Here is a 21,345-nt window from a genome sequence, read left to right on the forward strand (position 1 = left end):
AAAGGCTGGGCCGATCGCGAAGCGTCATTGTCTCACCCGATCGCCGCATTGAGGATGTTCTCTTGCGTCGCTTCATCGCGCGACATGATCGCGGTCAGCCGGCCTTCGCACATCACCGCGATGCGGTCGGACAGACCAAGCAGCTCCGGCATCTCGGACGTCATCATGACCACCGCCAGGCCTTCGCCGGCGAGCCGGTCGATCAGCGCGAAGATTTCCGATTTGGCGCCGACATCGATGCCGCGCGTCGGCTCGTCGACGACGATGACCTTGAGGCCGCGCATCAGCCAGCGCGAGATCAGCACTTTCTGCTGGTTGCCGCCCGACAGGTTCTTCACCTGCTGGAACAGGCTCGGCGTCTTGATGCGGAAGCGGTCGACATAGTCCTGCACCGCGCGGTGCTCCTTCGCTTTGTCGACGAAGCCCAGTCGGGCGAAGGCACCAAGCGAGGCCAGGCTGGCATTCTGGTAGACAGGTAGCTCGCCCATCAGTCCCTCGCTCTTGCGGTCTTCGGTGAGCAGGCCGATGCCGAGCCGGACGCCGGTGCGCGTGTCATGCGGCGCGAGCCGGCTGCCGTCGACGGTGATCTTTCCCGAAATGATCGGATCATAGCCGACGATCGCCTTGGCGAGTTCGGTGCGGCCCGCCCCCATCAATCCGAAGAAGCCAAGCACCTCGCCGGCGCGTGCCTCGAACGACACATCGTCGAGCTTCTTCGCCGTGCTGAGCTTCTCCACCGACAGGGCAACCTTGCTGCCTGCCGCGCCGCGCTGGCGGGGAAACAGATTGTCGATGCGCCGGCCGATCATGTCCTGGATCAGCGTGTCGCTGGTGTGTTCGCCGATCGGCTTGGTCGAGATGTGACGCCCGTCGCGCAGCACCGTCACCGTGTCGGCGATCTCGAAGACCTCGTCGAGCTTGTGGCTGACATAGACCACAGCGATGCCGAGGCTGGCCAGCCGTTGGATGACGGTGAACAGCAGCGAGACCTCGTTCGGCGTCAGCGAGGACGTCGGCTCGTCCATCACCACCACGCGGGCTTCATGGGCGAGCGCGCGTGCTATCTCGACCATCTGCTGCTGGCTGACAGGCAGCGATCCGGTGCGCGCCGCCGGATCGACGTTGAAGCCGATGCGATTGAACAGGGCGGCTGAATCGGCGCGGATCTTCTTCCAGTCGATCGAGCCGGCCCTGCCGGTCGGATAGCCTTCGAGGAAGATATTCTCGGCGACGGTGAATTCGGAAATCAGCGCGATCTCCTGGAAGACGACCTTGATGCCTTCCTTCAAGCTGTCGCGCGGCGACTTGATGTCGACCTCGCGCCCGCGCAGCCGAATGGTGCCGGCATCCTTGCCATAGACGCCGGCCATGATCTTGATCAGCGTCGACTTGCCGGCGCCGTTCTCGCCCATCAGGGCATGGATCTTGCCGGGCTCAAGGGTGAAGTCGACATTGTCCAGCGCCACCACGCCCGGGAAGCGCTTGTCGATGCCGCGCAGCTCCAGCGCCGGCACATCTTTGTCGATGACCACGCCTTCGCCGGGGTGAAGAAAATCAACGGACATTGGCTCTGTTCCGGATGATATCGAGATAGGTGGCCAGGATGATGACGACGCCCGGCACCACCATCTGCAGGTCCTGGTTCCAGCCGAGGATGATGATGCCGTTGTCGATCACCTTCAGCACCAGCACGCCGAGCAAGGTGCCGAACAGCGAACCGCGGCCGCCGAGCAGGCTCGTGCCGCCGAGGATGACGGCGGCGATGACCGTCAGTTCGAAGCCACGGCCGGCGGTCGGCTGGCCGGCATTCATCAGCGACGACAGGATCATGCCGGCGACGCCAACGCACAGGCCGGTGACGACGAAGGCAAACAGCTTGAGGCGTTCGGAACGCAGGCCGGACAGGCGCACTGCCTTTTCATTGGCGCCGACCGCGTAGAGGTAGCGGCCGAGCGTGGTGAAACGCAGTGTCACATAGGCGACCACGAAGATCAGCGCCGCCAGGATGACGGGAACCGGCACCGCGCCGACATAGCCGGCGCCGAGATCGGTGAAGCTGGCCAACTGGTTGTGGTTCTGCACCGCCTCGCGGGTGAAGAGATAGACGCCGCCCTGCAGCATCATCATGGTGCCGATGGTGGCGATCAACGAATTTACCCGCAATCGGGTGACGACCAGCCCGTTGAACAGGCCGACCCCGCCGGCAAAGGCAAGGGCCGCCAGCATGCCCAGCGTGAGGCTGTGGGTGGAATTGAGCACCGCCATGCCGATGCAGCCGACGAAGGCGAGCGACGCGCCGACCGACAGGTCGACCTCGGCGGTGATGATCAGCATGGTCATGCCCGAGGCGACGATCAGCACCAGCGCGCATTGGCGCAGGATGGCGATGATGTTGGCCTCCGAATAGAACTGTGGCGCGGCGATCGAGATAGCGATGCACAGCGCTGCCAGGATGACACCCAGCACAAGCTGGCTGCTGCCCAGAAGCTGGCCGCCGATAAAGCGCTTCGGCGCGGTGGCGTGAGTAAGCTCGCTCATTTCAGTCCATTCCGGGCCGATTGTCCCAGGCGTCGCGCCTGTCCTTGGCCGTCAACAGCTCTTGACCATGTGCCCTTCCCGCGGCGCGGGAAGGGCAATGTCGGCCGGCCTTACTTCTTCAGGTCAGCCGAGGTCTTCATGCACTTTGCCGGCGGCTGCAGCGCGTTGACGGCATCCCATTTGATGGTACGGATCTTGCCGTCATAATCGTAGTACTTGTTCCAGTCCTCGCCGTTCATCGGCGCGGTCGGGCTGACGATGTGCTCCGGCACTTCCTCTTTGTTGAAGAGCTTGACCGCCGCATCGATGGCGGTGAAGCCTTCCTTCTCCGGGAACATCGCGGCTTCGATACGGTAGGACGGCTCGTTCTGCATCGCGTTGATGAAGGCAAGGCCTTCGCCGCCAGTGCCGACGGTCAACAGGCCGTCCTGCGACTTGCCAGCCGCCTTCCAGGCCTGCAGGCCGCCCAGCGAGGATGAATCGTTGATGCCGTAGATGATGTTGATGTCGGCGTTCTTGGCGAGGGCCGCCGATGACACTTCCAGCGCGCGGTCCGGGTTGCCGCCACCATCGAGGTCGTGGACCATGACCGCATCAGGAACGATGGTCTTCAGCCCGTCCATGAAGCCGTGCGAGCGCAGCACCGTGGCCGAAAGCAGCGGCAGGCCGACATTCATCACCTTGGCAACGCCGCCGAGCTTTTCCTTGGCATATTTGCCGGCTTCGACGCCCGACATGTAGCCGGTGTCGTAATCGCAGATGGCGACCATCGTGGTCATGCCCTTGACCGGGTTTCCCTCGAGCACAACGGGGATGTTGGCGGCTTTGGCCTGACGCAGCAGCGGCACCACGCCTTCCTCGTTCACCGGGGTGATGATCAGCACGTCGACGCCCTTGGCGATAAAGTCCTCGGCCGCGGCGACCTGCTTCGATATATCGAGATTGGCGTCCTGCACCTCGACCTCGATGCCGAGTTCCTTGCCGTGAGCCTTCATGCCCTTGATGACGTTCTGGTACCACTCGTGGGTGGCGTAGTTGGTGACGTAGCCGATGCGCTTGGGCATGTTCTCGGCATGCGCGGCTGCCGCGCTCATCGCCAGCACGGCGGCGGATGCGAACAGGATTGACTTGGACCAGTGCATTTTCTTCTCCCAGGTTTTATCGCTTTTGTTAATCGCTGAACGGGTAGTCCCGCCGTTCCGGGTCGGCACGTAAGGAAGAGGTGGATTCGCCCCAGCCGAGCGCCGCCGATATCTTTTCGGCGGCGGCCCGGGTGCGCTCGAAGACGGTATCGCGGTCGAACCGCGCCGCCTTCTGCGGCAGCAGCGGAACGGTGAGCGCGGCAATGACGGCGCCGGTGTGGTCGCGCACCGGCATCGAGATGTTGGTGCAGGCTTCGACCGCCAGCGAGGCACGCATCTCGTAACCGAGCCTGGCAACCTCGTTCAGCCGCGCTTCGATTTCGGCCCGGCTGCCCTGGCCTTCGCCGGCGGCCACGATGCGCTCGACGATGCGGTCGCGCTCGGCGCGGTTCGAATGGGCAAGCAGCACGGCACCCGAGCTGGTTTCGAGGATCGGAAAATGCGACCCCAACGCCACCGAATAACGCATGGGCAGCGGTGAATCGATCTGCAGAACCACCAGCGCATTCTGGCCTTCGCGCACCACGAGGTGGCAGCTCTGGTCGGCATTGGCGGTCAATTCGCGCATCACCGGCAGCGCGCATTCGACAAGCCGGTTCACCGGCGGATGCATGTGCGCCAGTTCGAACAGCTTCAGCGAGAGCCGGAAGCGGTCCGATTGCATGCGGAAGATGTAGCCGCGCTTCTCCAAGAGAAGCAGAATGCGGTAAATCTCGTGGATGGAGCGGCCAAGGCCGGTCGCGATCTCGGTCTGGGTCAGCGTTTCGGCGCTGGTCGCCATGAACTCCAGAACGTCGAGCGCTTTCTCCACCGCCGGCACGCGATAGCCATTGCGGCCGCTTTCGCTGTCGTCCAGGGTCTCGGCAACGCTGGCGGCCATTAGGCGATGCTCCGTTCCGGTTGCCTGGTTTCGCGGTAGAGGCGATTGACGTGGTCCGCGAGTTCGGCCGCCGATAGATCGCCGTCTATCGCTGCGGCCGCATGCGGCGCGCATTCGCGGAAGAAGGTGATGAAACCCGGATGCGTCGGACGCAGATAGGAGGAGCTGATCGTCCGCAGCGTGGAGGAGAAGAAATCACCGGAGAGACCGTTGACCCCAGCGTCCTTCCAGGCAGCCAACGATCCGGGCTGTCCGCCCGCCTTCACGTAGTCGCCCCGCTGGTATTCGGGCGAGCACAGGAACAGCGCGTAGTCGATCGCGGCCTGCTTGTGCTTCGACTGGGCGCTGACGCCGATACCGGCACCACCGAGCAAGGCGCCGGCGGCGTGCGGGGTCGGCACGTCGGCAAAGCGCAGATACGGCCTGTCGATTTTCGAGGCGTAGTTCACATAGCCGAATGCGAACGGCACATAGACCACATCGTCATGCGCGATCATGTGATCGTAGCAGCGGATCGGGTTCCATTTCGATGAGTTCGGATGCGACAGCGCCGCAAGCTCCCGCAATTGCCCGATCGCCTGCTCGACCCTTTCCCTGGCAATGAATTGCTCGCCCTTCTCCTGTGGGCTGCCAAGCGTCAGAAGCATGCACATGGCATCCGTCGGTACGAACGGCAGGCCGAGCCACTTGCCGTCCCTGCGCGCGCGCTGGCCGAGTTCGACCACCTCTTCATGCGTGCGCGGCACCGGTCCGTAGCGCTCCAGAAGATCAGGACGGTAGGAGGCGACCTGGCAAGCGGCGTCGATCGGCAGCGCCCACTGGCGCCCGTTCTTTTCGTAAGAGCGCCAGGAGGCACCGACTGAATCGTTTTCGAAGAAGCGGATTTGCTCGGCCGACAAATAGGCATCGAACGGCACCATCAGTTCGTCCTGCGCGATGTCGCCGATGAAGGGATGGTCGAACACGACCAGGTCATAGGTGCCTAGCACCAGGCCGAGGGCGCCCTCGCCGAACTCATAGAGGCTGCGGCGGTCCCACTCGATTTCCAGGCCAGGATTGCCAGCGCGATAGGGCGCGACGCTGGCGTCCAGCGGACCCCAGCAACGTCGATGATCCCACGCAAGACCACGCAGTCTTGTCATTTCAGGCAATTCCTCCCTGGAACCGGGCATCTCCACCCGGCCCGCTTTAGTAGCAGGTATTTTCACATGTACAAGTAACTTTTACATATGCAAACAGCCACTCGCCTACCGGGGGCTTCACGCCAGTTCGAACCGCTCCACGGCGCGCATGATGCCGCGCAGTTCGGCGAGGCCTTTGAGCCGGCCGATCAGCGAGTATCCTGGATTGATCTTTTCCTTGCCGATGTCGTCGGCCAGCAGATGGCCGTGGTCCGGCCGCATTGGAATGCGCCAGTCCGCACGGCCTTCCTTCCGCCGGCGCGCCTCTTCCTGCATCAAAGCGAGGATGACGTGCGCCATGTCGGTGCCACCCTCGAGATGCTCGGCCTCGTGGAACGAGCCGTCCTCCTCGATGGTGATGTTGCGCAGATGCACGAAATGGATGCGGTCGGCGAATTCCTTGATCATGGCGACAATGTCGTTGTCGGCACGCGTGCCGTAGGAGCCGGTGCAGAAGGTCAGCCCATTGGCCGGGCTGTCGACGGCATTGAGGATGAAACGCGCATCCTCAGCAGTCGAAACGACGCGCGGCAGGCCATAGAGCGAGAATGGCGGATCGTCAGGATGGATGCACATGCGCACCCCCTCGTCTTCGGCCGCCGGAATGATCTCGCGCAGGAACCAGGCAAGGTTGTCGCGCAACTCCTTCGGCCCGATCGCATCGTATTCCGCCAAGGCCTCGCGAAAACTGTCCCTGTTATAGCTGCGCTCGGTCGCCGGCAGGCCGGCGATAAGGTTGCGCTCGATCTGGTCGATCCGCTCTGGCGTCAGCACCTTCAGCCGCTTCTCGGCCTCGGCAATGCGCGCCGGCATATAGCTGGCGGCGCCATTCTTGCGCTGCAGCACGAAAAGATCGTAGGCGGCGAAGTCGATGGCGTCGAAGCGCAGCGCGTAGCCCGTCGTCGGCAGGCGATACATCAAGTCGGTGCGGGTCCAGTCCACCACCGGCATGAAATTGTAGCAGATCGTCTTGATGCCGGCCTTGGCGAGCGCGCGGATGCTGTCGCGATAATAGCCGGCATAACGCTCGCGTTCGGGCGCGCCGATCTTGAAGGAATTATGGACCGGGATGCTCTCGACGACCGACCATGTCAGGCCGGCTGCCTCGATGATCCGCTTGCGCTCGAGCACTTCGGCCTCAGGCCAGGCCCTGCCGTCGTAGATGTGGTGAAGGGCTGAAACCACACCGGTGGCGCCAGCCTGCTTGACATGCTCAAGCGTCACCGGATCATCCGGACCATACCAGCGCCAACACTGTTCCATGAAGCCTCCTAATCGTCAGATGGTGCAAACCATATTGTTGGACCACAACCCTGTCAACAGCACCTTTTTGCAACCCTGCAGTTGATTTCCTTCCAATCAAACTCTAATCTGGTCCAACAAATAAACAAGGAGGTAGCCGTTGGAACAGGCTGGGCACGATCTGGCGGAAGATGCCGGCGTCAGCAGCTCTGCCGTCGACCAGACGGTGCGGCAGATCCTCGACCTCATTCGCAACCGCGCCATGTCCGTTGGCGACGTCCTGCCTACCGAGCGGGAACTCGGCGAATTGTTCGGCGCCAGCCGCAACACGATACGCGAGGCGCTGCGCACCATCCGCACCTACGGGCTGATCGATCCCAAGCCGCGTGTCGGCGCGGTGCTGGCCGATCGCCAGAATGTCGCGATCCAGAATTTTTTCGCCGCGCAGATGGACATCTCCAAGACGTCGTTCAACGACATCCAGGGATTTCGCCGCATTATCGAGGTGAGCATCGGCGACCACATCATTCTCAACGCCAGCGTCGCCGAACTCGGCGCCCTGGATGAGGTCAACGGCCTGATAGAAACCGCCAAGGATGTCCAGGAAGCCGCGCAGCGCGATTTCGATTTCCACATGGCGCTGATGAAGCTCGCCGGCAACCGCATGCTGGTGCAGACGTACCAGTTCCTATCGCCCGTCATCCAGCACATCATGACCGTCGGCAAATCGATCCGCCCGGTGCTCGGTGAAACACGCCGTGCCCATGGCGAGATTATCGCCGCGCTGCGCGCACGCGACCGCATCGCCTACAGCTACCTGATGAGCCGGCATCTCGATTTCGGCTTGCGCTTCGTCCCGGACGATCTCGAAAATGCCCGCGCCGCGCCGATGGTGCCGTCGCCAGACATGTCATCTTCCAAGGATTTGCCCCATGCTTGATTTTGAGAACAAGGTTGCGCTGGTGACCGGCACGACCGGCATCGCGCTCGCCACCGCAAGGCGCCTGGCCCAAGGGGGTGCTGCGATCATCGCCTGCGGCATCGACCGGACAGCCAACACCGCCATGCAGGAAAGCCTCGCCAAGGCCGGAGCCAAGGCGCTGGTGCAGACCGTGGATGTTTCCGTCTCCGACCAGGTTCGCGATGCGGTCGCGGCCGGTGTCGCGAAGTTCGGCGGCATCGACATCATCGTCAATTCCGCCGCGGTCCATCCCTACGGAACCGCGACGACGACCGACTGGGAAACCTGGAACCGGGCGATGACGGTCAATGTCGGCTCGATCTATCTGACCGCGCATTTCGGCATCCCGGAAATGGTCAAGCGCGGCGGCGGCGCCATCGTCAACGTCGCTTCGGTGCAGGGCTTTGCCTGTCAGCAGAACGTCGCCGCCTATGCGACGACCAAAGGCGCCATCCACACGCTGACACGTTCGCTGGCGCTCGACTACGCGGCTTCAGGCGTCCGGGTCAATTCGGTGAGCCCGGGTTCGATCCGCACGCCGATCCTCGAGAAAGCCGCGCGCGGCGACAATGGCAGCGATGCCGATGTCGAAGAGGCCTACAGGCGCTTCGGCGCGGCCCATCCGCTCGGCCGCATCGGCGAACCGGAAGAGGTGGCGGAGTTCATCGCTTTCCTGTGCTCGTCCAAGGCCGGCTTCTGCACCGGCGCCGATTACAAGATCGACGGCGGCCTGACCGCCGGCATCGGTGTGAAGTAGAAACATGAAGATCGGTCTTGGCCTTTACCGGGAGTCGCTGACCCCGGACAATTTCCGTTTCGCGCGGCAGGCGGGCGCGTCTCACATTGTTGCCCACCTCACCAATTATTTTCGCGGCCGCGACCCTTCGCTGTCAGCCGGCAGCGAGAAAGAAGGCTGGGGTGACTGCTCCACCGATGAACTTTGGAGCTACGAGGATTTCGCCGGCCTGGTGAAGACGGTGCGCGAGAATGGGCTGGAAATCGCGGCGATCGAGAATTTCTCGCCGCGCTTCTGGTCCGATGTGCTGCTCGGCGGACCCGACAGGGCAAAGCAGATCGAAGGGTTGAAGCGCCTTGTCCGCGATGCCGGGCGCGCCGGCATTCCCTGCATCGGCTATAATTTTTCCATTGCCGGTGTCTGGGGCTGGTCGCGGGGACCGTTCGCGCGCGGCGAGGCGATGTCGGTGGGGCTCGACCTCTCGGCCATCGACCCCGATCTACCCCTTCCCGACGGTGTGGTCTGGAACATGCGCTACCGCGCCGGACGGCCGGATTCCGAACCGGTGAAAGTCACCAGCGACGAGCTTTGGCAGCGGCTTGACACCTTCCTGCGCGAGATCGTGCCGGTGGCCGAGGAGGCCGGCGTCGTGATGGCGGCGCATCCCGACGATCCGCCGGCCGAGGCGCTGCGCGACGCGGCGCGGCTCGTCAACCGGCCGGAGAAATACGACCGGCTGATGGACATCGTCGATTCACCGTCCAACGGGCTCGAACTCTGCCTCGGCTCGCTGCAGGAAATGCCAGGCGCCGACGGCATATACGAACATGTCCGCCGCTTCGCGCAGCGCAAGCGTATCGGCTACATCCACTTCCGCAACGTGCGCGGCAAGGTGCCCAGATACCACGAGACCTTTGTCGACGACGGCGACATCGACATGGCCGAGATCGTGCGCATCCTGCGCGACGAGGGCTATGACGGCGTGATGATTCCCGACCATACGCCGGAAATGTCCTGCGACGCGCCCTGGCATGCCGGAAAGGCTTTTGCCCTCGGCTACATGCGCGCGCTGGTCCAGAACGCCGCATCGCTCGGGCCCTCCCGCACCATCCAATCAACCAGCGCCCGGAGGCAAGCCTCATGACCACATCCACCCGCCTCTATGCAGACGACGCTGAAATGTACCGTCTGTTTGAGAAGGAGCTCTTTGTCGCGGTCGTCGGAGACGTGATGGACACGCTTGGGCTGCAGCATCAGTTCCTGCCGCCCGTGTTCAAGCCTGTCGACGAGAAGACGCGGCTGCTCGGCCGGGCCATGCCGGTGCTGGAAACCGATATTTTTCCATCAAGTGAGCCGACGCGCAATCCGCTGATGACCAAGCCGTTCGGGCTGATGTTCGAGGCACTTGACGATTTGAAGCCCGGCGAGATCTACGTCGCCAGCGGCGCCTCGCCCCGCTACGCGCTGTGGGGCGAATTGATGTCGACGCGAGCGAAAATCCTCGGCGCGCATGGCGCGCTGGTCGACGGTTTTGCCCGCGACACGGACGGCATCAAGGCGCTGGGTTTCCCTTGCTTCTGCACCGGCTACTACGCGCAGGACCAAGGCGTGCGCGGCAAGGTCGTCGATTATCGCTGCGCAGTCGAAATCGGCGGCGTGCGGATCGAACCGGGGACACTGCTGTTTGGCGACAAGGAAGGTGTCCTCGTCGTTCCACGGCAAACCGAGGAAGAGGTGGTGCGGTTGGCCCTGGAAAAGGTGCGCGGCGAAAAGCTCGTCGCCAGGGCGATCCGCGAGGGCATGAGCGCGGTGGAGGCGTACAGGACCTTCGGCATCATGTGATTTCCGATGGAGCCCTGATGCTCAGCTGTTTCACGCCCTCAATGTCCGCAAGGTGATCGAATAGCGATGCTCGGCAAGCGGTGGGATGCTGTGCTCCCATTCGGTGCGCGAAGGGCCTGTCATGAGATAGGCTGACCTCGGCTCGACCAAAATGGTCCGGCGGTCCCACCCGTCACTGTTCTTTCGACGAAGCCGGAAGCTGCAGAGCGCCAGCAGCGAGACGCCAGCCACATCTTCGAAATGCGGCTTGTCGCGATGCCAGCCGATGCCGGCACCAGGCCGGTATTCATTGATCAGCACCTGCGCGAAGGCCTCGGCAGGCCGGCGCGCAAAGGCCGCGACCTTCTCGCGCAAAGGCAGCAGAAAATCGGGGATCGGCGGCGCCTCGACGACTTCGCGCCGATCGTAATCGTAGCGCAGGCCGAACCCGACGACGCGCCGGTTTGCGAGATGGCCATGGAAATCGAACGCCTGGAAAGGCAGTTCTTCCAGATGCTGGACGAGCTGTGTCTCTTCCTGCGGGGTGATCAATCCGGCCTGGTAGGCGAACCCCTCCGGCAGATCCGAGGCATCGCCAAAGAGATCGTGCTGGAGTGCGACGTTGCGGGCGGTGGCTTTCGATTTGAGCGGCGACATCCCGCCTAGATGGTGAGGAGCGTACCCCAAGGCAATATCGGCACCCGCTCCAGACGTGACACAGATTATGGCTGCACGGAACCAGACGTTGCCCTGGCGGATTTATCCGGCTGAGCAGTCAGGTTGCCAAGATGCCGTCGACAGCGATCCAAAACACACAATACGATCCCGCGACCAGGGTCCTCTCCGTCTGGTTCGTGCCGACCGGCTATCGTTACGACTACATGGACGTTCCCCTCGCGACCTATACCGCTTTCAGGAAGTCCTCCTCGAAGGGCCGCTTCTTCAACGAATACATCCGGGATAATTATACGTATCGTCGCGTGGCATGACCCGAACGCGATGCGTCCGCCACTACTCCCCTGTCATGCCCTTCTTGTCCCGCTCGACGGGCGCATTGTCCGGCGCTGCCTCCCAGCCAAATACACTGCGGCCGCCAAGCAGATGCGACTGGTCGAATTCGCCGGCGACAATCTCCTTCAGGCTGGGACCGGTGACATACCGCTCGACCTGCCGAGCCTGATCGTCGAGCCGCCTCAACGCGCCGATTTCCTCCTCGCGGCCAAGCTTGGCCTTGTGCACGGCCGACTTCAGCACGCCGATCGTCTCGTCATAGACCTTGAGCGGAACGGGAAACGGGTGCCTGTCCTTGCCGCCATGCGCGAGCGAGAAACGGCCGGGATCGGAAAAACGGCACGGCGCGCCATGCACCACCTCGGCCACGAGCGCCAATGCGCGCACCGTGCGCGCGCCCACACCGGGCACCAGCAGAAGCTCGGAAAAATCCGCCGGGCCGCGTTCGGCGGCCGCCGCCATGTTTCCATGCAGGCGGCGCATGACGACATCGCTTTCGCGAACGTCATGATGAGCCGGCATGACCAGATGCGGCAGCAGCGGCTGTTCCGGAGCCGGCAGAGTGCCCGAATTCAGGGCAGCGAACTCCCGCAGGATGCGATCCGGGCCGAGGTCATGAAGCAGATCCAGTTGGCCCAGACGCGAGGCCTCGGCACGATGGTCGGTCAGGTTGACGATTTCGCCCTGGTTGGCGCCCTCGATGGCGGCGTGCGGCTGATCGACGAAACTCTCCAGACCTTCGGACAGCCAATGGTAGCGGCGTGCCACCTTGCTGTCGCCGTTCATGCCTTGCTGCACCACCACCCAGTCGCCGTCGTCGGTGACGATGAAGCCGTGCAGATAGAGATCGAAACCATCCTGGACCGCGGCGCTGTCCACCTTGGCGACAAGCCGGCTGGCGGTGGCCAGGCGTATCCCGTCGAAGCCGATGCGCTCGCCGATCGCGGCAAGTTCATGCGGGGTCTTGCGCGAATGCGCGCCACGGCCGCCGCAGACGTGGATACCGAGTTCGCCAGACAGCGGCGTGAGGCCGCGTTTCAAGGCGCCGACAACGCTGGTCGTGATGCCGGATGAATGCCAGTCCATGCCCATGACGGCGCCGAAGGACTGGAACCAGAACGGATGCGCCAGCCGCCGCAGCAATTCGTTGCGGCCATAGTGATGGATGATCGCCTCGCACATCACGGCGCCAAGACGCGTCATGCGGTCGCCCAGCCATTTCGGCACGCGTCCGCCGTGAAGTGGAAGATCAGCACTGCCCGATCGCTGCGCCACGCCTGTTGCCCGTTCCGGTGTCTGTCCGGACAGATAAGTCTCCCGGGCGGTTCAGGGAAGCCCGGAATGGGCCTATCCCCGATGGCCGATGAGAGTCTAGCCGGTTTTCAGCCCGCCGCGAGCCGAACCCGTCCGGCTATCTCACCACGCGTTTCTCGAGCTTGCGGGCCAAAGTACGCCGGTGCAGGCCAAGCCGGCGCGCGGTTTCGGAGATGTTGAAACCGGTCTCGACGAGCGTTTCGTGGATGCGCTCCCATTCGAGGTTCTTGATCGAGGTGGGACGGCTGCTCAGCGAAACCGAAACGTCGCCTTCGGCCCGGCCGAAGGCGGCTTCGATGTCATCGGTATTGGCGGGCTTCGCCAGGTAATGGCATGCGCCAAGCTTGATCGCCTCGACCGCCGTGGCGATGCTGGCAAAGCCGGTCAGCACGACGATCCTCATCGAAGCGTCGCGGCCGCTCAGAAGCTTGACGCATTCCAGCCCGGAGCCGCCGGCTCCCAGCTTGAGGTCAACGACGGCGTAGGCCGGAACAGCGGTTTCGAGGGCGCGAGCCAAGTCTTCCCTGCCGTGGCAGACCATGACGTCATAGTCGCGCTTTTCGAAGGAGCGCTTCAGCGTTTTCGCGAAGGTCGCGTCGTCCTCGACGATAAACAGGGATCGATCAGCCCTCATGATCATCTCCATCGGTCAGCGCCGCGAGCGGCAGCGAAAGGGTGACACAAGCCCCCTGCTCCATGTTGCGCGCCGAAAAGTCGCCTCCCAGCTTTCGAACCACATTCACCACCAGGAAAAGACCAAGGCCACCGCCGGGCCGTCCCTTGCTCGACATATAGGGCTGGCCGAGCGCGGCCAGAATACCCTCGTCGAAACCGGGCCCGCGGTCGCGCACGGCAATCACCAGTTTCTCGCCCTGCCGCTCGGCGGTGACGCCGACCCAATCCTGCGATGCTTCCTGGGCGTTGTCGAATACGTTGAAGATGACCTGCTTCAGCGCCGTGTCGGACACGATCTGCTCGTCGGGTTCGAAATCGTTCCTGTAATCCAGATTGAGCGGCTGGCGGCTGACACGCCATTCCTGGACAAGATCGTCGAGGAAATGGCGGATGCTGGTGCGGATCGTACCCTCGCCCCTCGCCTGCCCCGAAGACATGAGAATGCCCGACACGATGCTTTTGCAGCGCTCGATCTGCGCCTGCATTTCGGCCATGTCTCCGGCCAATTCGCGGTTGCGGGTGACGCTTCGCATCTGGCGCCAGTCGGAGAGGATAACGGAGATGGTCGAAAGCGGCGTGCCCAGCTCATGCGCGGCACCCGAGGCCAGCAGGCCCATGCGCACGATGTGGTCCTCCTCGGCCGATCGCTGGCGCAGATCGGCGAGATAGGCATCGCGCTCACGCAAATTACGGTTGATGCGGGTCATGAAGATGACGATCAGGCCGGCTGCCAGCACGAAGCAGATGAACATGCCGCGTATATGCAGGGCCAACAGGTCGCTGCCGCCGTGATGCGGGATCGCGATCGGCTGGAACTGGAAGGTGAGGAAGACGAAGCAGGCGGAGGCGGCCACCACCAGGATCCAGGTGGACCACGGTGTCAGCAGCGCGGCGCCGAGGGTGATCTGCAGCAGGTAGAGCGACACGAATGGATTCGAGGCGCCGCCGCTCAGGTAAAGCTGGATGGTCAATGCCGCCATGTCGAAGATCAGCGCGACGAACAGCTGTGCGTTGCTGATCGGCCGCTGGCCACGCAAGACCAGGAGGCTGAAGATGTTCAGCCCGATCAGGAAAAGCACGACGCCGGCCATCTCCGGCAAGGGCAGCGGGATGGCGAACCAGTATTCCGTCACCAAAATGGTAAGCACCTGACCAGCCACCGCCAACCAGCGCAGCTGGATGAGCAGGAACAGGTTCTTCCTGTTCGCCGCATCGGGATTGGCGGCCGCACCACCCTTGCCGGCAATGGACGCCGCCGCGAAGGACTTGTCGTTGCGAAGTGCTTGCGTCGGGATGCTCATCTTGCCGGCCCTTGCCGCGAGCGGCGGCCGATCATCGGCGCGCCCAGGGCGACGGCGAGCATCGCAGCGAGCGTGAACCAGGTCAAAGCATAGACCAAATGGCTGTTGCGGAAATTAACGACAGTCAAACCGCCGCGCGGCCAGTTGTCCATGCCGGACGCTTCCGCATCGACGAAATAGGGGGCGACATCCGTCAGGCCGCGCACGGCTGCGATGGCGGCAACGTCCCGCGAATACCAGCGATTGTCCGCGGCATCGTTCTTGCGCAGGAAGCCGCCGCCGGGTTCGCTCATGCGCAACAGCCCGTCAATGACGGCCGGCGCGGTGAAACCACTACTCTCCCGTTCGAATTCTACCTTGCGCTCCTGCGGAATGAAGCCGCGGTTGACCAGCACGACGAAGCCGTGGTCGGTCCGCATCGGCGTCAGCACCCAGTATCCGCCGCCAAGCTCCGTCACCGCCTGCACCAGCGTGTTGGCGCCGCTCAGAAAGCGTCCGGCCAGTCGCACATGGCTGTATTCGGACCCGGCCGCGGTCAAGCCGTTCCAACTGACCGGGCCAGGCGCATCGACGACGGGAGCATGGATACGTTGATCGACGCGGGCGATCAGGTCAAGTTTCCAGACGCGCCTTTCCAGCTGCCAAATGCCAAGCCCGACAAACACCAGCACACCGAGGATACCGAGCAGCAGGAGGAAAAGACGCGACGCGGGCGATCTGCCCGCGTGCTTGCGTGACGCGGTGCGCAGACGGATGCCAGCTTGGCCGTCCCGTGCCTCGATAGTGGTGCTCCCCGCGCCCGGCGGCGGGCTCATGGCATCTCGCGCATGTCGTGAAGCCCCGGCATCATGTTCGCGTTGAGGTGGTACATCACCCAGAGCGAGCCGGTCAGCACGATGACGACCAGGATCAGCGTGAAGATCAGCGCCAGCATCGACCATCCGCCCTCCGAGGCGGTGTTCATGTGCAGGAAAAAGACCATGTGGACCACGATCTGCACCGCCGCGAAGACCATGACCACGATGGCCGTGGCCTGCCTGTTGTCGATGGCGCCGGTCATGACCAGCCAGAACGGGATGGCGGTCAGGATCACCGACAGGACGAATCCGGTCAGGTAGCTTTTCAGCGTTCCGTGCGCGGCGCCGCCATGCGCGGGGCCGTGATCGGCGGCGTGATCGTGAGCGTTCATCGCAACATCCCCATCAGATAGACGAAGGTGAAGACGCCGATCCAGACGACGTCGAGGAAGTGCCAGAACATGCTGAGGCACATCAGGCGGCGGCGGTTCGCCTCGATGAGGCCAAATCTCGCGACCTGCACCATCAGCGTCACCAGCCAGACCGTGCCGAAGGTGACATGCAGGCCGTGCGTTCCCACCAGGGTGAAGAAGGACGACAGAAAGGCGCTGCGCTGCGGCGTGGCACCCTCATGGATCATGTGGGCGAATTCGTAGAGCTCGATCGAAAGGAAGGCCAAGCCGAACAGGCCGGTCACGGCGAGCCAGGCCTGTGTCGCGGCCACGCGGCCCTTGTCCATGGTCAGCATGGCAAAGCCATAGGTGATCGAGGAGAAGAGCAGCATGGCGGTGTTGACCGCCACCAGATCGAGATCGAACAGGTCCTTGGGCGCGGGACCGGCCGCGTAGTTGCCGCCGAGCACGCCATAGGCCGCGAACAGCATCGCGAAGATCAGACAATCGCTCATCAAGTAGAGCCAGAAGCCAAGCATGGTGCTGCTGCCTTCGGCATGCGCATGCTCTTCTTCCAGATGAAAGACCGGCTCGGTGTCGGCCGTGATTGTCCTCGATAGCATGCTCAAACCCTAGACCCGAGCGGCGAGAAGCGTCGTCCTCGCCTCTTCCGTTTGCGTGACCTCGGCCGCCGGAATGTGGAAGTCGCGGTGATAGTTGAAGGTGTGGCCGATCGCGGTGGCGATCAGACAGACGAAGCTCAGCGCCGCCAGCCACCAGATGTACCAGATCATGCCGAAGCCGAGCGCGACGCTGAAGGCCGCTAGGATGATGCCGGTGCCGGTGTTATCAGGCATATGGATCGGCCTGAAGCCGGAAAGCGGGCGCCGATAGCCGGCCTTCTTCATGTCCCACCAGGCATCGTTGTCGCGGATGACCGGCGTGAAAGCGAAGTTGTAGGCCGGCGGCGGCGAGGAGGTGGACCATTCGAGCGTGCGACCGCCCCAGGGATCGCCGGTGACATCGACGAGTTCGGCACGTCTGCGAACCGAGACGAAGATCTGGATCAGGAAAGCGCCGATGCCGAAGGCGATCAGCACCGCGCCGAAGGCGGCGATCACAAACCAGATCTGCAGCGAAGGATCGTCGAAGACGCGCATGCGGCGCGTGACGCCCATCAAGCCCAGGATGTAAAGCGGCATGAAGGCGAACCAGAAGCCGACCACCCAGCACCAGAACGAGACCTTCCCCCAGAACGGATCGAGCTTGAATCCGAAGGCCTTGGGCCACCAGTAGGCAATGCCGGCGAACAGGCCGAACAGCACGCCGCCGATGATGACGTTGTGGAAGTGCGCGATCAGGAACAGGCTGTTGTGCAGCACGAAGTCCGCCGGCGGCACCGCCAGCAGCACGCCGGTCATGCCGCCGACGACGAAGGTGAGCATGAAGGCCACTGTCCACATCATCGGCAGTTCGAAGCGGATGCGGCCGCGATACATCGTGAACAGCCAGTTGAATATCTTCGCCCCGGTCGGGATCGAGATGATCATCGTGGTGATGCCGAAGAAGGAATTGACGCTGGCGCCGGAGCCCATGGTGAAGAAGTGATGCAGCCAGACGAGATACGACAGGATGGTGATGACCACCGTGGCGTAGACCATCGAGGTGTAGCCGAACAGGCGCTTGCCGGAGAAGGTCGAGGTGACCTCGGAAAAGACGCCGAACAGCGGCAAGATGAGGATGTAGACTTCCGGGTGACCCCATATCCAGATGAGGTTCACATACATCATCGGGTTGCCGCCAAAGTCGTTGGTGAAGAAGTTGGTGCCGACATAGCGGTCGAGCGACAGCATCGCGAGCACCGCCGTCAGCACCGGGAAGGACGCCACAATCAGCACGTTGGTGCAAAGCGACGTCCAGGTGAAGACAGGCATGCGCATCATCGTCATGCCAGGCGCGCGCATCTTGATGATCGTGCAGATCAGGTTGATGCCCGACAGCGTCGTGCCGACGCCCGCCACCTGCAGCGCCCAGATGTAATAGTCGACGCCGACGTCAGGACTGTAGCCGATGCCGGAGAGCGGCGGATAGGCGAGCCAGCCGGTGCGGGCGAATTCACCGACGAACAGCGACGCCATGACCAGGATGGCGCCGCCGACCGTCATCCAGAAGCTGAAATTGTTGAGGAAGGGGAAGGAGACGTCACGTGCGCCGATCTGCAGTGGCACGACGAAATTCATCAGCCCGGTGACGAAGGGCATCGCCACGAAGAAGATCATGATCACGCCATGGGCGGTGAATATCTGGTCGTAGTGATGCGAATTGAGATAGCCCTCGGAGCCGTTGAAGGCGATGGCCTGCTGGAGCCGCATCATGATGGCGTCCGAGAAGCCGCGCAGCAGCATGATCAGGCCGAGCACCATGTACATGATGCCGATCTTCTTGTGGTCGACGCTGGTGAACCACTCACGCCAGAGATAGCCCCACAGCTTGAAATAAGTGATCGCGCCGAGAAGGGCGATGCCGCCGAGCGCCACCGCGACGAAGGTGGCGACGACGATCGGCTCGTGCAGGGGCAGCGATTCCCAGGTGAGACGGCCGAAGATGAACTTGGTCAAAGAGTCGGGCATCGGCTATCTCTCACAATTCGCGCCGCAGCAGGCCGAGCGGCGGCGTACCCGCCTCGGCGCGACGGCTCTCGGTCCCGGGCCGCAGCAGCCCCGCCCCGCGAAGCGGGGAGAGATCCTTCGCCGACCAGTTCGTCGGCGTGGCATCGCCGGCGGCGCGCGCCGCCGCGGCAGCTTCCTCCGCCGTGCAGATGCTTGCGACATAGGACGGGTCGTTGCCAAATATCGCGCCGCGCCGGGCGAGCTTGTCATATTGCAGCAGCAGCGTGTTGCGGACGCCCGCGAGACCAAGGCCACCCTTGGCATCGATCGACATCATCTCATTCATGCACATCTTGCCGCGCTCGACGCACAGATTGAGGATGGCGCCATAAAGGTCGGAATCGACGGAAGCGTAGTGGCGGACCGGTTCGTTCTCGCTCGGCTTTTCGAGTTCGAGATAGCTGTCGCGGTTGAGCGCCGCCGACGCGGTCTTGGCCTGTGCCACCCACTGGTCGAAAGCCTGGTCGGACAGGCCGTGGAAAGCGAAACGCATCCCCGAAAAGCCGGCGCCGCTGTAGTTGGCCGAGAAGCCGCTATAGGTGCCCGGCTGGTTGATGACGGCGTGCAGCTTCGTCTCCATGCCGGGCATGGCATAGATCTGTCCGGCAAGTGCCGGAATATAGAAGGAATTCATCACCGCCGACGAGGTGATGCGAAAGTCGATCGGCTGGTTGACCGGCGCGGCCAGTTCGTTGACTGAGGCGATGCCATAGTCCGGATAGATGAAGAGCCATTTCCAGTCGAGCGCCACGACCTCGACCCTGAGCGGCTTGTGCAGTTGGGTAACGGGCTGGCCCGACTCGATCCGGTCGATCCGGCGGTATGGGTCGAGCAGGTGCGTGCCGAGCCAGGTCAGCGCGCCAAGGCATATGATGATGAGCAGAGGGGCGGCCCAGATCACCAGTTCCAGCTTCGTCGAATGATCCCAGTCCGGCGTGTAGGTCGCCGAGGCGTTGGATTGCCGGTAGCGCCAGGCGAAAAAGACAGTCAGCGCCATGACCGGCACGATGATGACCAGCATCAGCAGGGTCGAGACCACGAGCAGGTCGCGCTGCTGGGCCGCGACGTCGCCCGCGGGCGCCAGCACGACCAGATCGCAGCCGCTCAACAGCCCGGCCAGGGGAAACAGAAGCAAGGCTCCAAATCGTTTCATCAAACGCTGCCCTCGATGGACCGCAGCAGCCGTCCATGCTGCAGCGCGGTATCGACAAGGGGCTACCGCTGGCGGCGGCGCGGTGACATTGGACAATTTGTCCAATGCCCAGCTGGGGTGGCTTTGGCACAGTGTGCAGCGCACAATGGGATCCCGGGAATTAGGTCCCTGACACCTCATTCCACTCAGTGACGACGGACAAATGGCTCAGACTTCGAGTGCCGAAACGAACAGCGGGCTGATCGGCTCGGATCATGGCCAGGTCAGCGCGGGCGATATCGCTGTCGGCGTGATCGTGGGCAGGACGTCGGAATTCTTCGACTTCTTCGTCTATGCGATCGCCTCCGTCATCGTGTTTCCCAAGCTCATGTTTCCGGCGCACGATCCGCTCGTCGGCACGCTCTACTCCTTCTGCATCTTCGCGCTGGCCTTCGTCGCGCGCCCATTCGGCTCCGTGCTGTTCATGGCGGTCGATCGCGCCCATGGCCGCGGCGCGAAACTGACGATCGCGCTGTTCCTGCTCGGCACGTCGACCGTCGCCATCGCGTTTCTGCCTGGCTATGGCGACATTGGTGCTGTCGCCGTCTGGCTGCTGGCGCTGGCCCGCATCGGACAGGGGCTGGCGCTTGGCGGTACATGGGACGGGCTGCCCTCGCTGCTGGCGCTGAACGCGCCGCGGAACCGGCGCGGCTTCTATGCCATGATCCCGCAACTGGGCGCGCCGATCGGGCTCATCGTGGCGAGTTCCCTTTTCGCCTTCTTCGTCGCCAACCTGTCGGCCGACGACTTCTTCTCGTGGGGCTGGCGCTATCCCTTCTTCGTCGCCTTCGCCATCAATGTCGTGGCTCTGTTCGCCAGGCTGCGCATCGTCGTCACACCCGAATTCGCAAGATTGTACGAGAGCGGGGACCTGCAGCCGACCCGCATCAGGGACACGATCAGGGCCGAAGGCCGCAACGTCGTCGTCGGCGCCTTCGCACCCCTGGCGAGTTTCGCCCTGTTCCACATGGTGACGGTGTTTCCGCTCTCCTGGGTGTTCCTGTTCACCAATGAGGGACCGGCGCGTTTCCTGGTGATCGAGGCGGTGAGCGCACTGTTCGGCATTGCGGCCATCGTCGCATCGGGTCCGCTGGCCGACCGCGTCGGACGGCGCGCGCTGCTCGGCGGCTCGGCGATCGCAATCGCGACATTCAGCGGTTTTGCCCCGCAGCTTCTCGATGGCGGCACCATCGGCGAGGCCTTGTTCATGGTGCTGGGCTTCATCCTCCTGGGGCTGAGTTTCGGGCAATCGTCCGGCGTTGTCGCATCGAGCTTTTCCCGACAGTACCGCTATACCGGCTCTGCAATAACCTCTGACTTGGCATGGATGTTCGGCGCCGGCTTCGCGCCGCTCGCAGCCCTGCTGTTGGCCGGCAATTTCGGCCTCATCGCCGCCGGTGCCTATTTGCTCTCAGGCGCGGGCTGCACATTGCTTGCCCTGTGGATCGACGGCGGGCGCCCAGTCGCGGGCCGTCGAGGCGACTGACCAGGCA

General features: G+C 63.3%; 21 protein-coding genes. 6 read left to right on the forward strand and 15 right to left on the reverse strand.

Features of this window, described 5'->3' with window-relative positions; genetic code table 11:
- Positions 1-32: 32 nt before the first annotated feature.
- The 6 genes from FJ930_RS23720 to uxuA all read right to left on the reverse strand — a co-directional run bounded on the left by FJ930_RS23720 (position 33) and on the right by uxuA (position 7,004).
- Positions 33-1,565 (reverse strand): sugar ABC transporter ATP-binding protein, encoded by a 1,533-nt coding sequence (locus FJ930_RS23720; RefSeq protein ID WP_141840336.1) that lies wholly within the window; start codon positions 1,563-1,565, stop codon positions 33-35.
- Positions 1,555-2,538, reverse strand: coding sequence for an ABC transporter permease (locus FJ930_RS23725; protein ID WP_141840337.1), 984 nt, complete (start codon positions 2,536-2,538; stop codon positions 1,555-1,557). The genes FJ930_RS23720 and FJ930_RS23725 overlap by 11 nt, the downstream gene beginning before the upstream one ends.
- A 110-nt stretch (positions 2,539-2,648) precedes the next feature.
- On the reverse strand, positions 2,649-3,680 hold the full coding sequence (locus FJ930_RS23730; protein ID WP_141840338.1) for a sugar ABC transporter substrate-binding protein: 1,032 nt from the start codon (positions 3,678-3,680) through the stop codon (positions 2,649-2,651).
- Positions 3,681-3,708: 28 nt separating this feature from the next.
- Entirely contained in the window at positions 3,709-4,560 is an 852-nt protein-coding gene (locus tag FJ930_RS23735) for an IclR family transcriptional regulator (RefSeq protein WP_140747252.1), read from the reverse strand.
- On the reverse strand, positions 4,560-5,702 hold the full coding sequence (locus FJ930_RS23740) for an extracellular solute-binding protein (RefSeq protein ID WP_141840339.1): 1,143 nt from the start codon (positions 5,700-5,702) through the stop codon (positions 4,560-4,562). The genes FJ930_RS23735 and FJ930_RS23740 overlap by 1 nt, the downstream gene beginning before the upstream one ends.
- Positions 5,703-5,819: 117 nt before the next feature.
- A complete protein-coding gene (gene uxuA / locus FJ930_RS23745; RefSeq protein WP_141840340.1) occupies positions 5,820-7,004 on the reverse strand; it encodes a mannonate dehydratase in 1,185 nt (394 codons plus the stop codon).
- Positions 7,005-7,143: 139 nt separating this feature from the next.
- Between uxuA and FJ930_RS23750 the strand changes: the two genes are divergently transcribed.
- The 4 genes from FJ930_RS23750 to FJ930_RS23765 are packed head-to-tail and all read left to right on the forward strand — an operon-like array spanning position 7,144 to position 10,522.
- Positions 7,144-7,923, forward strand: coding sequence for a FadR/GntR family transcriptional regulator (locus tag FJ930_RS23750; RefSeq protein WP_140747244.1), 780 nt, complete (start codon positions 7,144-7,146; stop codon positions 7,921-7,923).
- Positions 7,916-8,701 carry an SDR family oxidoreductase gene (locus FJ930_RS23755; protein ID WP_141840341.1) on the forward strand — a complete coding sequence of 262 codons (786 nt, stop codon included), beginning with the start codon at positions 7,916-7,918 and terminating at the stop codon, positions 8,699-8,701. The genes FJ930_RS23750 and FJ930_RS23755 overlap by 8 nt, the downstream gene beginning before the upstream one ends.
- Before the next feature lie 4 nt (positions 8,702-8,705).
- Positions 8,706-9,824, forward strand: a complete 1,119-nt coding sequence (locus tag FJ930_RS23760; RefSeq protein ID WP_141840342.1) for a mannonate dehydratase — start codon at positions 8,706-8,708, stop codon at positions 9,822-9,824.
- Positions 9,821-10,522, forward strand: a complete 702-nt coding sequence (locus FJ930_RS23765; RefSeq protein ID WP_141840343.1) for an RraA family protein — start codon at positions 9,821-9,823, stop codon at positions 10,520-10,522. Before FJ930_RS23760 ends, FJ930_RS23765 begins: the two co-directional genes overlap by 4 nt.
- 30 nt (positions 10,523-10,552) lie before the next feature.
- Here FJ930_RS23765 and FJ930_RS23770 read toward each other — a convergent pair whose 3' ends face one another.
- Positions 10,553-11,158, reverse strand: coding sequence for an alpha-ketoglutarate-dependent dioxygenase AlkB (locus FJ930_RS23770; RefSeq protein WP_141840344.1), 606 nt, complete (start codon positions 11,156-11,158; stop codon positions 10,553-10,555).
- A 131-nt stretch (positions 11,159-11,289) separates the two neighbouring features.
- Between FJ930_RS23770 and FJ930_RS23775 the strand changes: the two genes are divergently transcribed.
- Positions 11,290-11,490: a KTSC domain-containing protein gene (locus FJ930_RS23775; protein ID WP_141840345.1), complete on the forward strand. Its 201-nt coding sequence runs from the start codon at positions 11,290-11,292 to the stop codon at positions 11,488-11,490.
- Positions 11,491-11,512: 22 nt separating this feature from the next.
- On the opposite strand, the gene FJ930_RS23780 is transcribed toward FJ930_RS23775, so the two are convergent.
- The 8 genes from FJ930_RS23780 to cyoA form a co-directional block, all read right to left on the reverse strand.
- Positions 11,513-12,787 carry a DUF763 domain-containing protein gene (locus FJ930_RS23780; RefSeq protein ID WP_141840346.1) on the reverse strand — a complete coding sequence of 425 codons (1,275 nt, stop codon included), beginning with the start codon at positions 12,785-12,787 and terminating at the stop codon, positions 11,513-11,515.
- Positions 12,788-12,923: 136 nt separating this feature from the next.
- On the reverse strand, positions 12,924-13,460 hold the full coding sequence (locus FJ930_RS23785; RefSeq protein ID WP_181763456.1) for a response regulator transcription factor: 537 nt from the start codon (positions 13,458-13,460) through the stop codon (positions 12,924-12,926).
- Positions 13,450-14,802, reverse strand: a complete 1,353-nt coding sequence (locus tag FJ930_RS23790; RefSeq protein ID WP_141840348.1) for an ATP-binding protein — start codon at positions 14,800-14,802, stop codon at positions 13,450-13,452. Before FJ930_RS23790 ends, FJ930_RS23785 begins: the two co-directional genes overlap by 11 nt.
- Positions 14,799-15,617, reverse strand: coding sequence for an SURF1 family protein (locus FJ930_RS23795; protein ID WP_141840349.1), 819 nt, complete (start codon positions 15,615-15,617; stop codon positions 14,799-14,801). The genes FJ930_RS23790 and FJ930_RS23795 overlap by 4 nt, the downstream gene beginning before the upstream one ends.
- A complete protein-coding gene (cyoD, locus tag FJ930_RS23800) occupies positions 15,614-15,991 on the reverse strand; it encodes a cytochrome o ubiquinol oxidase subunit IV (protein ID WP_141840350.1) in 378 nt (125 codons plus the stop codon). Before cyoD ends, FJ930_RS23795 begins: the two co-directional genes overlap by 4 nt.
- The gene (gene cyoC, locus FJ930_RS23805) at positions 15,988-16,614 is read right to left on the reverse strand and encodes a cytochrome o ubiquinol oxidase subunit III (protein ID WP_141840351.1); all 627 of its coding nucleotides are present in this window, start codon (positions 16,612-16,614) and stop codon (positions 15,988-15,990) included. Before cyoC ends, cyoD begins: the two co-directional genes overlap by 4 nt.
- A 9-nt stretch (positions 16,615-16,623) precedes the next feature.
- Positions 16,624-18,621, reverse strand: coding sequence for a cytochrome o ubiquinol oxidase subunit I (cyoB, locus tag FJ930_RS23810; protein WP_141840352.1), 1,998 nt, complete (start codon positions 18,619-18,621; stop codon positions 16,624-16,626).
- Between the two features lie 10 nt (positions 18,622-18,631).
- On the reverse strand, positions 18,632-19,813 hold the full coding sequence (gene cyoA / locus FJ930_RS23815; protein WP_141840353.1) for a ubiquinol oxidase subunit II: 1,182 nt from the start codon (positions 19,811-19,813) through the stop codon (positions 18,632-18,634).
- A gap of 202 nt (positions 19,814-20,015) precedes the next feature.
- On the opposite strand from cyoA, the gene FJ930_RS23820 reads away from it, so the two are divergent.
- Positions 20,016-21,338 carry an MFS transporter gene (locus FJ930_RS23820; protein WP_140747174.1) on the forward strand — a complete coding sequence of 441 codons (1,323 nt, stop codon included), beginning with the start codon at positions 20,016-20,018 and terminating at the stop codon, positions 21,336-21,338.
- Positions 21,339-21,345: the final 7 nt, after the last annotated feature.

It is taken from the genome of Mesorhizobium sp. B2-4-15 (assembly GCF_006658505.1).
Lineage (GTDB): Bacteria > Pseudomonadota > Alphaproteobacteria > Rhizobiales > Rhizobiaceae > Mesorhizobium.